This window comes from Sphaerotilus montanus (assembly GCF_013410775.1).
In the GTDB taxonomy this organism is placed as follows: domain Bacteria; phylum Pseudomonadota; class Gammaproteobacteria; order Burkholderiales; family Burkholderiaceae_C; genus Sphaerotilus; species Sphaerotilus montanus.
Genome location: NZ_JACCFH010000001.1, coordinates 4705074 through 4718928 on the forward strand (window position 1 = coordinate 4705074; position 13855 = coordinate 4718928).

The 13855-nt window shown below is 71.7% G+C and carries 13 protein-coding genes; 3 read left to right on the plus strand and 10 right to left on the minus strand.

The window, feature by feature from the left end:
• Positions 1-17: 17 nt before the first annotated feature.
• The gene (gene smpB / locus BDD16_RS21525) at positions 18-506 is read left to right on the plus strand and encodes an SsrA-binding protein SmpB (protein ID WP_179635821.1); all 489 of its coding nucleotides are present in this window, start codon (positions 18-20) and stop codon (positions 504-506) included.
• A gap of 2 nt (positions 507-508) precedes the next feature.
• Positions 509-1555 carry an acyltransferase family protein gene (locus BDD16_RS21530; protein WP_179635822.1) on the plus strand — a complete coding sequence of 349 codons (1047 nt, stop codon included), beginning with the start codon at positions 509-511 and terminating at the stop codon, positions 1553-1555.
• Here BDD16_RS21530 and BDD16_RS21535 read toward each other — a convergent pair.
• From BDD16_RS21535 to BDD16_RS21570, 8 genes are all read right to left on the minus strand, one after another.
• A complete protein-coding gene (locus BDD16_RS21535; RefSeq protein ID WP_179635823.1) occupies positions 1548-1769 on the minus strand; it encodes a hypothetical protein in 222 nt (73 codons plus the stop codon). The genes BDD16_RS21530 and BDD16_RS21535 overlap by 8 nt on opposite strands.
• A 20-nt stretch (positions 1770-1789) precedes the next feature.
• Positions 1790-2998, minus strand: coding sequence for a hypothetical protein (locus tag BDD16_RS21540; RefSeq protein ID WP_179635824.1), 1209 nt, complete (start codon positions 2996-2998; stop codon positions 1790-1792).
• 15 nt (positions 2999-3013) lie between these two features.
• Positions 3014-3280 carry a hypothetical protein gene (locus BDD16_RS21545; protein WP_179635825.1) on the minus strand — a complete coding sequence of 89 codons (267 nt, stop codon included), beginning with the start codon at positions 3278-3280 and terminating at the stop codon, positions 3014-3016.
• 128 nt (positions 3281-3408) lie between these two features.
• Positions 3409-4611, minus strand: a complete 1203-nt coding sequence (locus BDD16_RS21550) for an ABC transporter permease (RefSeq protein WP_179635826.1) — start codon at positions 4609-4611, stop codon at positions 3409-3411.
• 13 nt (positions 4612-4624) lie between these two features.
• Complete coding sequence (locus BDD16_RS21555) at positions 4625-5833, minus strand: ABC transporter permease (protein ID WP_179635827.1); 1209 nt, start codon at positions 5831-5833, stop codon at positions 4625-4627.
• 1 nt (position 5834) lies between these two features.
• Entirely contained in the window at positions 5835-6524 is a 690-nt protein-coding gene (locus tag BDD16_RS21560; protein WP_179635828.1) for an ABC transporter ATP-binding protein, read from the minus strand.
• Entirely contained in the window at positions 6521-7708 is a 1188-nt protein-coding gene (locus BDD16_RS21565) for an efflux RND transporter periplasmic adaptor subunit (protein ID WP_179635829.1), read from the minus strand. Before BDD16_RS21565 ends, BDD16_RS21560 begins: the two co-directional genes overlap by 4 nt.
• A 112-nt stretch (positions 7709-7820) precedes the next feature.
• Entirely contained in the window at positions 7821-8216 is a 396-nt protein-coding gene (locus BDD16_RS21570; RefSeq protein WP_179635830.1) for a hypothetical protein, read from the minus strand.
• 33 nt (positions 8217-8249) lie between these two features.
• Between BDD16_RS21570 and BDD16_RS21575 the strand changes: the two genes are divergently transcribed.
• The gene (locus BDD16_RS21575) at positions 8250-9074 is read left to right on the plus strand and encodes a metallophosphoesterase (protein WP_179635831.1); all 825 of its coding nucleotides are present in this window, start codon (positions 8250-8252) and stop codon (positions 9072-9074) included.
• On the opposite strand, the gene BDD16_RS21580 is transcribed toward BDD16_RS21575, so the two are convergent.
• Both BDD16_RS21580 and BDD16_RS21585 read right to left on the minus strand, forming a co-directional pair.
• Positions 9034-12570, minus strand: coding sequence for an ATP-binding protein (locus BDD16_RS21580; RefSeq protein ID WP_179635832.1), 3537 nt, complete (start codon positions 12568-12570; stop codon positions 9034-9036). The two genes, BDD16_RS21575 and BDD16_RS21580, sit on opposite strands and share 41 nt — an antisense overlap.
• The gene (locus BDD16_RS21585; protein WP_179635833.1) at positions 12567-13847 is read right to left on the minus strand and encodes a metallophosphoesterase family protein; all 1281 of its coding nucleotides are present in this window, start codon (positions 13845-13847) and stop codon (positions 12567-12569) included. The genes BDD16_RS21580 and BDD16_RS21585 overlap by 4 nt, the downstream gene beginning before the upstream one ends.
• Positions 13848-13855 lie beyond the last annotated feature (8 nt).

Sequence of the window (13855 nt, forward strand, 5' to 3'; positions counted from 1 at the left end):
TTGTATTGAGGCTGCCCATGTCCACCGCCCACACCTCCGCCACCATTGCAGAAAACCGAAAAGCGCATTTCAACTACCACATCGAGGAGCGCCACGAGGCGGGCGTCGTGCTGGAAGGCTGGGAGATCAAGTCCATCCGCGAAGGCCAGGTGCAGCTCACCGACGGCCACGCGGTGATCAAGAACGGCGAGCTGTTCCTGATCGGCTGCCGCATCAACGCGCTGCGCAGCGCCTCCACCCATGTGCGCCCGGAGGCAGACCGCACCAAGAAGCTGCTGATGCACAAGGCCGAGATCAAGCGCCTGATCGGCAAGGTCGAGCAGAAGGGGTACACGCTGGTGCCGCTGAACCTGCACTTCAAGGGCGGTCGTGTGAAAGCCGAGATCGCGCTGGCCAAGGGCAAGGCCGAGCACGACAAGCGCGACACCGAGAAGAAGCGCGACTGGGAGCGCGAGAAGGGCCGCCTGATGCGCCACAAGGTGTCGAGCCCGCGCAAGGACGCCTGAAGATGCGGCTGGTCGCCAGCAACGCAGGGGGCGTCGGTCGGGTCGAGGTGCTGGATGGCTGGCGCGGCCTGGCGGTGCTGACCCTGCTGGCGGGCCACTTCGTGCCACACCTGGGGCTGGATGCGCCCGCGTGGTCGGCCAACTTCGGACGGGTGGGCGTCGAGCTGTTCTTCGCGCTGTCGGGCTGCCTGATGGGCTCGCTGCTGTTCGGGCGCGCGATGGCGCTGCGGAGCTTCGCCGTGCGGCGCTTCGCGCGGGTCGTGCCGTCGATGTGGGTGTTCGTGGCCGTGGCCTGTGCCGTGACGCTGCTGCGCGGCGCACCGCTGACCGCCACCTCGGTGGGCCTGAGCCTGACCGGCTGGGCCAACATCCAGCCGCTGCTCGATGCGGGCGAACAGTCGGTGCGGCTCGGGCACCTCTGGTCGGTGTGCGTCGAGCTGCAGGGTTACGCCGTGCTCGGCGGGCTGGCGGCGGTGTCGCGGCGCTGGCGGCTGGATCCGGTCGCGCTGATCGGCACGGTGCTGCTGCTGAGCTGGGCCGCGCTCGGCCTGCAGGTGGTGCAGGGCGCACCGCTGCCCTACTACACCACCTTCTGGCGCCCGGATGCGCGGCTGACTGCGGTGCTGCTCGGCGCGCTCTTCGTGGTCCTGCACGACGGCGGTCGGCTGCGGCTGGACCGGCTGCCGGCCTGGCCACTGGCGCTCGGCGCGGGCCTGCTGCTGCAGGTGAATCTGGTGCCGGACGTGCTCAAGTACACCGTCGGCGCGGCACTGATCGCGCTGGGCTGCGCCGGGCTGTCACGGACAGCAGGTCCGGGGTCGCGCTGGCTGGGGCACCCGGTGCTGGTCGCCTTCGGGACGGTGTCGTACAGCCTCTACCTGTGGCAGCAGCTGTTCTATGCGGACAAGGATCTGCTGCGCTGGCCGGTGGCGCTGACGCTGGCGGTGCTGACCGGGTTCGCGGCCCACCACCTCTGGGACCGCTGGCTGCACCAGCAGACCCTGGCGTACCTGGACCGCCCCCCCGCACGGCCCAAGGTGGTCAGCTGACGCCGGACCTGACCTGCTCCCGGCGTCCGGAGAGTCGGGCCAGCGCAGCACCGGCTGCGTCCAGCACGAACCAGGTCAGCAGGAAGCCGCCGGTCTCCAGTAGGAAGCTGTGCCACTTGTAGAACAGCTCCGCCACCAGCAGGGACAGCAGCAGTGCTGGCGCCTGCCGCAGCAGCAACTCGCGAACGGTCAGTCGTGTCATCAAGGTGAACATGGTGTGGTCTCCCGGGTTCTTCAGGCACGGAACTGGACATGCCGCGGCTCGATGTTCTGCCGCGCATTGCCACCTTGCAGCGTGTAGCCGGAGGCCACCCACTGGCTGCTCTGGTCGTGGTGGGCCAGCACCGAGAGGTAGTCGCCCCAGGCCTGGTCCGCAGGTCCGTGGGTGCTGGTCCTGGTCAGCGTGGTCTGCCAGCCTGCGGCGGTCTGGATGCCGACGACATGTCCGGGGTGGATCGCCCCGCCGCCATAGAAGGCCGCGAAACCCACCTGTCCCTGGGCATTGGCCGCCGCGGCGGGATAGGCCCACGCCGCGTTGTTGCTCCAGATGTCGGGCTCGTTGAGCAGCGCCTTGCTCGCTTCGTTCAGGCGCACGACCCGGATGTAGGGCAGCGGGTGGCTGGCATCCCGGTTGGCCGACCACATGAAGCCGATCACGCCGGCACCGACCCAGGCCCCCGTGACCCGTGGATCAAGCCGGTTGAGCCAGTTCACGCCCCCGGGGCCGGGCGCAGAGTAGGTGCCCGCGCTCCAGGCCCGGACATTGACCGTGCTGGAGCTGATGCTGACGGCCGTGTCCGGCCACTGGTAGACCCGCATCTGGCTCAGCGAGTTGTGGCTGCCCATGTACATGACCGAGGTGGCCCCGCGGCACAGCCGGATCGAGCCGTTGGTCGTCGTGGTCCACCAGCGGTAGCTCAGTCCGGTGCCGGAAGCCAGCGCAGTCAACGGCAGGCGGAACACCACGGACCGCTGCCACGCGTTGCCGATGAACGCATTGAACGTGATGAAGAGCTGCTGGTTGGTGAAGGCCATGTCCGGGTAATCGAACCAGGTGGTGGTCCAGCTGGCGTTCAGGTCGGTGGGCCGGAAGTCCCAGTAGTACCAGGATCCGAAGCTGGCTTCACGCGAGATGGCCAGCCGGAAAAGATTGCCGCCGCCCGCGCCGGCGCTGTACTGCAGCAGCCAGATCCAGATGCGGTGCTGCGGGTGGAAGAGCACCACCTGGTCGCAGCAGAAACCACCCGCCGACGCCGGAAAGCGGGTGAAGGGATCGACCTGCGTCCACGACGTGCCGCCGTTGGCCGAGGTGCAGGCGAACCAGTTGCCCGTCATCATCAGCTGCAGCTTGCTGGCAGCCGTGGTGGGTTCGCAGACCGACGAGGTGCGGGTGGTCGTGGCCGCGTCGGAGAGGCCGATGTTCTTGACCAGGGTGAGTGCCATGGTGGTCTCCGGTGGTCATTGGGGATCGGTGGGGGGATTCAGCTCGGCGTCCGTGAGCGCGCGGGTCGGCACCGGCTCCGGCGTGTCGCCGGCCAGCGGTGGGCCGGCCTGGCGGCGCGGGCCGGATTTGGTCCGGTCTCGGGCGTCCAGTTCGGCATCCGTCGGGCCGGATGCGGCTCCGCGGGTGGTGCCCGCCGTGCTGTTCACGGGTGCGCCAGCGTCCTTGCTGCGGGTCCGCTCGGTGCGGGCTCCCTCGGTCGCGGCGGATTTTCTGGTAGCCATGTGGGGCCCCCTTGCCGATGAAGTGGCGGACACTGCTGTCCGGATGCCCCGCAGTCTGCGCCGTTGAACCGACCGGTCAAGGCATGCGCGCCACCCGCATCCTCTGCCTTGATGACAGCCGGCCGGGTTCACTCCGAGCGCAGCGCCTCCACCGGATCGAGCCGCGCCGCCCGCCGCGCCGGCATCACCCCCGCCAGCAGCCCCACCGCCATGGCCAGCGCTTCGGCCAGCAGCACGAAGGGCAGCGGCGTGCTCACCGGCAAGGCCGGCAGCAGCAGGTGCGCCCCCTGCGCGATGCCGATGCCGATCGCCAGCCCCAGCACGCCACCCACCGCCGACAGCACCACCGCCTCGCCCAGGAACAGCGCCAGCACCGTGCGCCGCCGCGCGCCCAGCGAGATGAGCAGACCGATCTCGGACGTGCGCTCGGTGACCGCAATCGTCATGATCGTGACGATGCCGACCCCGCCCACCAGCAGCGAGATGCCACCCAGCGCACCCACTGCGGCCGTCACCACGTCGAGGATGTTGGACAGCGCACCCAGCATGTCCGCCTGCGTGACGATGCTGAAATCCTCGCGGCCGTGGCGCGCCTTCATCAGCGCGCGCGCCTGCGCCACGACCGCGGCGGACGAGGTCGCGTCGGTGTAGACCAGGTGCAGCTCCATCAGCCCGGGGCGGTTGAACAGCTCCATCGCCCGTGCCGCCGGCACATAGGCCACGTCGTCCAGGTCGATGCCCAGGAACTGCCCGCGCGGCGCCAGCACGCCGATGACGCGGAATTGCTGGGTGCCGATGCGGATGCGGGCGCCGAGCGGGCTGTCCGCGCCGAACAGCTCGCGCTTGAGACTGGCGCCGAGCACCGCGAAGTTGCGCGCGTGCGCCGTGTCCTCGTCCGGCAGGAACTGGCCCTGCGACACCGCCAGATGGAAGGATGGCAGCAGCGCCGCGCTCGTGCCATAGACGATCGCGCGGCGCACGCGGCCGTTGGCGCCCATCTCGGCGTTGCCGGTGACGCCGGGCGTGACACCGACCAGGTGCGGGATGCGCTGGCGCAGCGCGTCGGCATCGTCCAGCGAGAGCGGCCGCACCGAGGACGGGAAGCCCGGGTTGGTGCCGCCAGTGGAAACCTTGCCCGGCGACAGCGTGACGACGTTGGTGCCGATCTGGCTGAATTCGGAGAGCAGGAAGCGGTGCAGGCCCTCGCCGATCGAGGTCAGCAGGATCACGGCGGCGATGCCGATGGCGATGCCGAGCAGCGTCAGGACGCTGCGCATGCGCTGCGCCGTGATCGAGCGCCAGGCCATCGTGAGGGTGTCGGCGATGCGCATGCGTCGTGCGCCTTCAGCGTTTCGAGAGCGCGGCCACCGGCTCCAGCGCTGCCGCCTTGCGCGCCGGCAGCACGCCGAACAGGACGCCGGTGGACAGCGCCGTGCCAAGCGCCGCGACCACCGCCCACGTCGGCGGCCAGGCCGGAAAGGTCGGGTAGGCCGTGCGCACCGCGAACGCACCCGCCTGCCCGACCAGGTAGCCGACCACGGCCCCCGCCACCGACAGCAGCGCCGCCTCGGTCAGGAACACGGCGCGGATCGTCGCGGCCGGTGCGCCCAGCGCCTTGAGCAGGCCGATCTCGGACGTGCGCTGCGCCACCGACACCAGCATCACGTTCATCACCAGCACGCCCGCCACCGCCAGACTGATCGCCGCGACGCCCGCCACGCCCGCGGTCAGCGCGCCCAGCACGCGGTCGAAGGTGGCCAGCACGGCGTCCTGCGTGATGACGGTGACGTCCTCCTCGCCGTCGTGGCGGGTCTTGATGAGCGCGGTCGCCTGCCGCTTGGCGGCGGGGATGGCGTCGCGGTCGCGCGCCTCGATCAGGATGCGGAACAGCGTGTTCGAGTCGAACATCGCCTGCGCCAGCGCGACCGGCACGATGGCGACCTCGTCCGCGTTCATGCCCAGGCTCTGCCCCGCCGACGCCAGCACGCCGACCACGCGCAGCCGCCGCCCGCCGATGCGCACGGTCTGGCCGAGCGGGTTGTCGGCGCCGAACAACTCGCTGCGCAGTTTCGACCCCAGCACGACCACCGGCGAGCCGCGGCCCCAGTCCTCCTCCGGCAGGAAACGCCCCTGCCCCATCGCCATGCGCCGCACCGCGAGGTACTCCGCCGTCGTGCCCAGCACCATCGTCTCGCGCAGTCGCCCGGCCAGCGCCACCTCGGACAACCCGACCGCCAGCGGCGCGACCCGCTGCACCGAGGCCAGCCGCAGCAGCGCGTGGGCGTCGTCGATCGTCAGGTCACGCGGCGTGGTGCTGACCGCGTTGGCGGGGCTGAAACCGCCCGTCTGCGAGCGGCCCGGCAGCACGATGACCAGGTTGGTGCCGATCGACGAGAACTGGTCCACCACGTAGCGCCGCGCCCCATCGCCCAGCGCGGTCAGCAGCACCACCGCCGCCACGCCGATCGACATCGCCAGCGTCATCAGCAGCGTGCGCACCGGGCTGCCGGTGGCGGCGTCGCGGGCGAAGGCGAGGATGTCGAGCGGGCGCATGTCAGGAGGCCGCGGTGTCGAGCTGCAGGCCACCGTCTTCCATCATCAGCCGCCGGTGCGCCCGGGCGCCGAGGGCGGGATCGTGGGTGACGACGATCAGCGTCACGCCGGTGGCGTTGAGCGCTTCGAGCAGGCGCACCACCTCGTCGCCGGTGGCGCGGTCGAGGTTGCCGGTCGGCTCGTCGGCCAGCAGCAGCGCGGGCTGCATGATCGTCGCGCGGGCGATCGCCACGCGCTGGCGCTGGCCGCCGGAGAGTTCGTTGGGCTTGTGGTGGGCGCGGTTGGTCAAACCGTAGGCCTGCAGCGCTTGTTCGACCCGCTGGGCCCGCTCGCGCGGCGCCATCCCGGCCAGCACCATCGGCAGCGCGATGTTCTCGGCCGCCGTCAGCCGCGGCACGAGGTGAAAGCTCTGGAACACGAAGCCGATGCGCCGGCTGCGCACCGCCGCCTGCTCGTCGGGCGACAGCGTCGTCACGTCGCGGCCTTCGAGCAGCAGGTGGCCGGCGTTCGGCTGGTCGAGCAGGCCGAGGATGTTCAGCAGCGTGGACTTGCCCGAGCCGCTCGGCCCCATCACCGCCACGTACTCGCCCGCGCCGATGCGCAGGTCCAGCCCGCGCAGCGCATGCACCTCGCTGTCCCCGAGGTGGAAGACCCGCTCGATGCCCTGCAGTTCGATCAGCGGCGTGGTCACGGCTTGGCAGCGGTCGTGGCGGTCGAGGTCGGGGCTTCGACGGTGACGCGGGCGCCGGCCTTGACCCCCTCGCGCTCCAGCGAGGTGACGATCCGCTCGCCGCCCTTCAGCCCGTCGAGCACCTCGGTGAACTCCCAGTTCGACACCCCGGCGCGCACCCGGTGCTCGACCAGCGTGTCGCCCTCGACCACCAGCACCCGCCCGCCCTCACCCAGCGCCGCGGCCGGCACGCGCAGCACATCCTTGCGGGTCGCAAGCACGACCTCCACGTCGGCGCTGTAGCCCACCAGCAGCGGCCCGGTCTGGTCCGGCTGGTCGAAGGTCACGTCGATGTCCACCGTGCGCGCCTGCTTCTCGACCGCCGAGACGATCGGCGCGACCCGCTTGACGCGCCCGGCGAAGGTCTTGCCAGGCAGCGCGTCGATGGTGATGCGCACCGGCTGGCCGGGCAGGACACGGGGCGCGTCCACCTCGTCCATCGGCGCCTTGATGTAGAGGCAGGAGTCGTCGATCAGGTCGATGGCCGGCGGTGTGGGCACACCCGGCGGCGAGGGCGTCGAGTACTCGCCCACCTCGCCGACGATCTTCGCGACGCGGCCGTCGAACGGCGCGACCAGGCGCGTGCGGCCCTGCTCGACCCGGGTGGCGCCGACGCGGGCCTGCGCGGAGACGACATCCGAGCGGGCGGTCTGGCAGGCAGCGCGGCGGGCATCGGCTTCGGCGCGGGCCGCCTCTTCACGCGACACCGAGACGAAGCCCTGCGCGCGCAATTCGCCCTGGCGCTGTGCCTCGCGGGCGGAGGCCTCGGCGGCGGTGCAGGCCTCGACGACGCGCTTGCGCACCGTGTCCAGCTGCGCGGTGGCCAGCGCCTGCTGCGCCTGCTGGTCGTCGTTCCAGAGCTTCATCAGCAGCTGGCCCTTGCGGACACGGTCACCCTCCTTGACGTCGAGCAACTCGATGCGCCCGCCCATGATCGTGGACAGCCGCGTGCGCTGGCAGGCTTCGACCGTGCCGGCGCGGGTGTTGGCGATGGAGGATTCGACCTGCCCGCGCCCCACCTCCACCGTGACCACCGCGACCGGCTTGGGCCGCCGCAGCCACACGACGCCCCCGGCCAGCAGCCCGAGAACGACCAGGGTGATCAGGCTGCGGCGTAGCCAGGGCGAGGCAAGAAGGATGGTCATCGGCGCGGTCACGGTTTGTGCTGCAGTGCACACATTCTGCGCGCCACACGGCGTCAGCGGGAACCGCTCCATGCACAAGGTTGAGCGTTGTCAACCTGACCGGCACCGCGACTCAGCAGGCATGCGACTCCCGGAAGCGGGCAGCATCGGCGATCTGCACCACGACCCGCGCCGCCTCGATCTGCAGCACCGTGCCGGAGATCAGGCGCACGTGGCAGACCACCAGCCCGCGCCTGTCGAGTGGCAGCGGCAGCACGTGCGCGGCCGGTCCGAGCGGCTGGCCATCCAGCAGCAGGGTGCCATGCGCGACACCACCGAGCGCCGGGCCGTCCCCACGCCACGTCGCACCCTCGAACAGGAGTTCGAGCGGACGCAGATAGCCCTCCTGCCCATCGTCCGTGCGGCGGCAGGCCGCAGCGGACAGGCGCAGGCACAGCGTCCCGGGCATGGTTTCAGCGAGGCTGGCGAGTTCGGAGTCGGGCCAATGGAGGAAATAGGCGGCAGGCATGCGGCCATCATCCACCAAAGCTAGACTCGCCCGATGCGCCTGCAGATCTTCTCCGACCTCCACCTCGAACGCATCCCGGACTGGGAGCCGGTCCCCGCCCCCGGCGCCGATGTGCTGGTGCTCGCCGGCGACATCGGCTCCTACCAGACCGGATCGCTGCTGCCGGACGGCGATTTCGGACTGACGCGGTTTTCGCCGATCCACGGCGCGGGGCACTGGCGGCACGTGCTGTTCGTGCCCGGCAACCACGAGTACGACGGCTACGAGCTGAGCGAGGCCGGCGAGCGCCTGCAGGCGCTGTGCACGCGGCTGGGCATCACCTGGCTGGACCGCCGCCGGGTGGTCATCGACGGCGTGCGCTTCCTCGGCACGACGCTGTGGAGCGACTTCGACGCGCTGGGCCAGCGCGAGAAGGCCTTCCGCGCGGCGAACTTCTACCTGCGCAAGAACACCTGCCTGCGCGGTGGAGAGCCGATGCTGGCCGAGTCGATGCGCGCACTGGCGCTGGAGTGCCAGCAGTGGCTGCGCACCGCGCTGGCCGAGCCGTTCGACGGACCGACCGTGGTCGTGACCCATTTCGCCCCGACGCTGGCGAGTGCCGATCCGCGCTACGGCCTGGCGCCGGGCACGGCCGGCTTCTGCAATGCGCTGGACGATCTGGTGGCACGGGCCGACCTGTGGATCCACGGACATCTCCACTGCCCCGTCGACCACGTCACCCGCGGCTGCCGGGTGGTGGCCAATCCGCTCGGCTATGCCGTCAAGGGCGAGCAGGCAGCGTTTCGTCCCGCGACAGCGCTCACGGTGCCCCGGCGCTTCACAAGGTCGAGCACCGCAGCACCGATGCCGGCAGGCTGAGCCGCGCCAGATCGAGCAGGTGCTGGTGGTGGGTGAAGACCAGCACCTGCGACCCCTGCGCGAAGTCGGCCAGCATGCGCAGCACGCGCACGGCACGGTCGTCGTCGGACGTCATCAGGACATCGTCCAGCACCAGCGGCAGCTGGGTGCCGCGGTCGCGGTGCATCTGCAGCGCGGCCAGGCGCAGCGCCAGATAGAGCTGGTCGCGCGTGCCCTCGCTGAGGCCGTCGACCGTCAGCGTGCGGCCGTCGCGGCGCCGGAGGTGCAGTACCGGCCGGTGTTCGTCGTCGCCGGGTTCGCTCTGCAGGCGGTCGTACTCCCCGCCCGTCATCGCCGCGAAGCAGATGGAGGCGGCGCGCAGGATCGGCCCCTGGGCCCGTTCGCGGAACTGCCCCAGCGCCTGCGCCAGCAGGGCCTGCGCGAGCCGGGCACGCATCCACGGCACCAGTCCCGAACGCACGGCCGCACCGGCCTGCTCCATGTGTTCCCGGGCCTGGGCCGCCAGGTCGCCCGAGTCGACGGCATCGCGGGCGCGGCGGGCGGCTTCGTCGCGCTGCCGGGCAGCCTCCAGGCGCGGCGCCAGATCGGTCAGCGCCCGTTCGCACTGCGCCGCCTGGGCCTGGGCCTGCGCCAGATCGACGTCGCCGACCAGGGCGCGCAGTGCCGCCTCGTCGCCCCAGCCCCCTTGGGCCAGCAGATCGCGGACGTGGTCGCGCAGATGCTCGGCGTCGCGCCGCAGCCGGGCCCGCTCTTCGGCGGCCGGCAGCTCGGCTTCGGTGCGCACGCCGGCCGCCGCGCACAGGGCGTCTCGGGCCTGTGCGAGCTGCTGCAGCGCGGCGAGGTGGTGCTGGCGACGCCCGGCCGCCTCGTCCAGGGCCTGGGCCAGCACCTGGCGACGGCCCTCCAGGCGGCGGGCTTCGTCCAGGCGCCGGCCCAGGTCGTCGATCCAGTGGCGCAGGTCCGCGGGCGGCGGCGGCTCCTGCAGGACGGCCGCCAGCTCGGCCGCCTTGCGCACCAGATCGGCCAGCACACGCTGCGCCCGGGCGTGGGCCAGCCGGGCCTGGGCCAGCTGGTCGACGGTGGCGCGCACCTGGTCCCACTCCAGCAGCCGGGCACGTGCGGCCACGCCATCGGCCGTTCCGGGCAGGCGCAAGGCGTCGTGCACCGGGCGGAGCGCTGCCGCCGTGGCCTCGGCCTCTGCCCGCAGGCGATGTTCCTCGCGTTGCTCGCGCTGGCGCTGTTCCTGACGCAGAGCCTGTTCGGCCGCCGCGGTCAGCGCGGCCTGTTCCTCGCGGGCGAAGGTGTCCTCGCACTGGCGGGCCAGCGCCAGCAGGGTGGCGATCGGCGTGTGGTCGGCGACCGGCATCCCGGAGGCCGGTGCAGCCGCCTGCAACGCCGCACACAGTCCCTGGCGCACCTGATCGGCCACGGCCTGCGCACGCTGCGCATCGAGCGCCAGCCGCTCGACCTGGTCCGCCGCGTCGCGGACGACCCGCAGCCGGGCCTGCCATTCGCGCAGGGAGGTCGGCTCCAGCGCCGGCAGTCCGGCCTCCTGCAGGCGGGTCAGCCAGCCCGAGGAACGCGCGGCCTGTTCCGCCTGCAGCTGCCCGCGTTCCGCCTGGCGCAACTGCCGATCGCGCGCGAGGTCGGCGATCTGGCGCTGCAAGGCCTGGAGTTGCGCGGCGCGGCCGGCATCGCGGGCCAGCGCATCGGCCAGCGCATCCGCCTGGCGCACGGCCTGCTCGAACCCCTGCAGCGCCGGCTCCGCCGCAGCGGGCGGGCCGCTGGCGAACTCCGCGCGCAGGTTGGCCCAGGCGGCATCGCGGGCGGTCCGGGCGGCGCGCACATCGTCGGCGGTCGGCACGACGCCCTGCGACAGCAGCTGTGCCCGCTCCGCCTCCCGGCCTCGCAGGGCTTCCTCGATCTGCGCCAGCCGCAGCGCGAGTTCGCTCTGGCGGGTGCGGCCGTCATCGTCCGTGCGCACGGCGTGGTCGATGTCCACCTCCAGCACGGGACAGGCCGACCGCACCAGGGCGACGGTCCAGCTCCGGCCGTGGCCGAGATCGGACAGGGACGCCGCCAGACGCTGGCGGGCCAGGGTCTGCTCGGCCGGCAGGGCGGCCAGCCTGGCCAGCACCGACTCGGCACGCACGACCGCGTCGCAGGCACTGCGCAGCGCCACGCGGGCCGGATCCGACGCGATGCGCACCGGCACCGGCACGGACACGGAAGTGCCGTCACCCGATGCCGCCGCCCCCGCATCGCCCTGGCGCGGCTGCATGGTCTGGCAGTGTTGCTGCAAGGCGCGCTCGGCTTCGGCCCGTGCCGAGAGTGCCGCCTCGGCCTGGGCACGCGCCACCGCGGTCGGCGCCAGGGACAGCAGGGTCTCGGGCGACAGGTGGGCGTCGATCGCCGCAAGCTGCTGCGCCAGACGCTGTTCGAGCCGCACCTGCTCGGCAGCGGTTTCAGCGAGGTCGCGCTGGCACTGGTCCAGCGTCTCCCCTTGCGCGACCAGACGCTCGATGGCCGCCGCCGCCAGCAGCACGGCCGGCGACGACGGCGGCAGCGCCTCCAGCTCGCGCTGGTGGCGGCCCACGCTGTCACTGACTGCCGCCAGTGCCTGCTGCTGTTCGGCCGTGCTGGCCTGGAGCGCGGACCGGCTGGCCGCGGCGTTTTCACCGAGGCGGGGGGCATCGGCCAGCTCGGCGCAACGCTGCACGGACTGGTCCAGCCGCACCAGCAGCGGCGCGACGGCCAGCCGATCACGCCACTGTCGGGCCTGGCGGTCGAGGTGCGCGTGGGTGTCGAGCAGGGTCTGCAGCGCCTGCCCGGATTCTTCGCAAGCACGCTGCAGATCGGCCCAGGCGGTCGGCCGCAGGGTCGCGTCCTTCAGGATGGCGAGCTGGTCGGCGTGCTGGCGCAGCGCTTCGTTGATGCGCCCGCGGCTGCCGCGCGCCCCCGGGACGAAGTGGCGGCGGGCCTCCTGCTCCAGCCGTGTCACCACGGCCTGCAGACTGCGCACCCCGGCACTGGCCTCGAACAGCGCCGCGCCGAGATCACCCTCGCCCGCGAGCAGCGCACGACCGCCCTGGCGCAGCCGCTCGTGGTCCAGCCCGTACAGCGATTCGTGGTCCGCCCGGGTCAGGCCGCCGGTGAGCTGGTGCTCCAGATCGGCGGACGCCGGCACGGGCACACCGTCCGCGCCACACACGCTCAGCGTCTGGCCGCGGCCCTTGCGGCGCACGACCTGGACCTCGCGGCCGTCGCGGTCCAGCAGCACGGCGCCCAGGCGCATCGCCGGGTGGTCGTGCACGAAGTCGTCGGTGCTGCGCACCTCGATGCCATGGCGCAAGGCGGTCAGCGCCCGCAGGGTCGAGGATTTTCCGGCCTCGTTCGGACCGCAGACCAGATGCAGCCCGACCGACCCGTCGCCCAGATCGAGCCAGCGGTCGGTGAAGGGCCCGAAGGCCTGGAGATGCAGGCGCAGCAGCTTCACCGGACGCCGCCGACGGGGACGCTGTCCGGCAGGCCGGCCCCGAGTTGCGCCAGCACCATCGCCTCGGCATCGGCCAGCAAGGCCCGCCACTGGTCCGGGGTCAGGCGGTCGGGTCGGGCATCGCCCAGATCGACCGGCAAGGCGGGCAAGGACTCCAGGGCCGCCAGTGCCCATTGGCGCAGGGTGGTGTCGTCGCCCGCGAGCCGATCGACCAGGCGGACCACCTCGCCCAGCGCATCCGGCCGCTCGGACGCGGCCGCGCGGTCCAGCGGAGAAGTCAGCTCGGACAGGACACGCTCGATCCAGACCTCCGGGCCGTCCCAGTGGCGCAACCCCGCCTGCAGCGCAGCCTCCAGCAGCCCGGGCTGGACGGCCTCCATCTGGTGGAGCACGGACTCGCCCCGCAGTTGCACGCGCACCACGTGGAGGCGGCTCCGGTCACCCGCGAGGAGCACCGCCAGCGCCGCAAGGAACTGCGCACGCAGGGCATCGATGTCGGTCAATGGCTGGCAAGGCAGCGTCAGGACGTGCCAGCGCACGACATCCAGCGCCACGAATTCGGTCTGTGCGAGTTGCCCGTCCTGCACGGTAACAATTTCGCACCCTTTGGGTCCGGTTTCCAGTGCGTGCCGTCCCTGCAGATTGCCGGGAAACACGATGCGGGGCTGCGATTCCCGCACCACCTGCCGGGCGTGGATATGTCCGAGGGCCAGATAGTCATATCCGGTGGCCGCCAGCAGATCGACCCGGGTGGGTGCATAGGTTCCGTGGTCGGGACTGCCGCTCAGGCTGGTGTGCAGCACACCGATATTGAAACAGCCACGCACCGCAGCGGGATAACCCGGCACCAGATCTTCCGTGACGGCACGGTTCGGAAAGCTGCGGCCATGCACGGCCACACCGAGTTCGGCCAGCACACGTGTTTGCGCCACGCGCGAGCTGAACACATGGACATGGTCTTGCCGGGGCAGCTGGCGTGAAATGACGCTTTCCGCATCATGGTTGCCGCGCACCACAAAAACGAAAATACCGTGTGCAGCGAGTCGGGCCAGTTGTTCGTGGACAAACAGACCCGTCCGGAAATCGACCCAGTCGCCGTCGTAGAGATCGCCGGCCAGAATCACGAGATTCACCTGCCGGCGCACTGCCAGATCGATCAGTGCGACAAACGCCTGCCGGGTGGCCCCGCGGAGACGTTCCACCGGGGCGCCGTCCTGGGCGTGGAGCCCCCGCAAGGGACTGTCGATGTGGAGGTCCGCCGCGTGCAGGAATTTCATGCGCGACG